At 61.2% G+C, this 479-nt stretch carries 1 protein-coding gene; it reads right to left on the bottom strand.

The features are described 5' to 3' along the window. Nucleotides 1-405: hypothetical protein (locus tag F0Q45_RS28855; RefSeq protein WP_223163964.1), on the bottom strand; the 405-nt coding region annotated here is incomplete at its 3' end. Nucleotides 406-479: the final 74 nt, after the last annotated feature.

The following is a 479-nucleotide window of genomic DNA, read 5'->3' as shown; positions in this document are numbered from 1 at the left end:
CCTCCAGGTCACCAGCATATTCACGACCAGATACGCCAAAACTGCCGACATGGCTACAAAAAAAGCGGCGTGCCAGGCTCCGGCGACGGTGAAGTGATGGGACCGCCCCGATGTCCACCACGTCGGAGGTGGCGTCGGGTCGGACCACCACAAATATTGCACCCAGCCCCCCACAGCCGCACCGATAACTGCCGCGAGCAGCGCCGGCAAGCGCGACAGCCAACTTCTTGCTTGTCCACACGGTCGGCGGCCTAGCACCAGCAAGGCAGCGGTTAGCAACGGCAGTAATAGGGTGTCACCAAGCGAATAAGACCGGTGATAAGGCCATGTCAACACATGGGGCGGCCAGGGCAACAGCAGCCACATGCCGATGAGGACCCCGGGCCCAAGAACCAGGACCGACATTGCCGCCACGGCAGGGACAACGACCGCCTGCGGTCGGTAACGGAAAGATCGAGTCATCGATTTGATCACCACTT

It is taken from the genome of Mycobacterium simiae (genome assembly GCF_008370645.1).
Classification (GTDB): domain Bacteria; phylum Actinomycetota; class Actinomycetes; order Mycobacteriales; family Mycobacteriaceae; genus Mycobacterium; species Mycobacterium simiae_A.
This window is presented reverse-complemented; position numbering and strand designations above follow the sequence as displayed.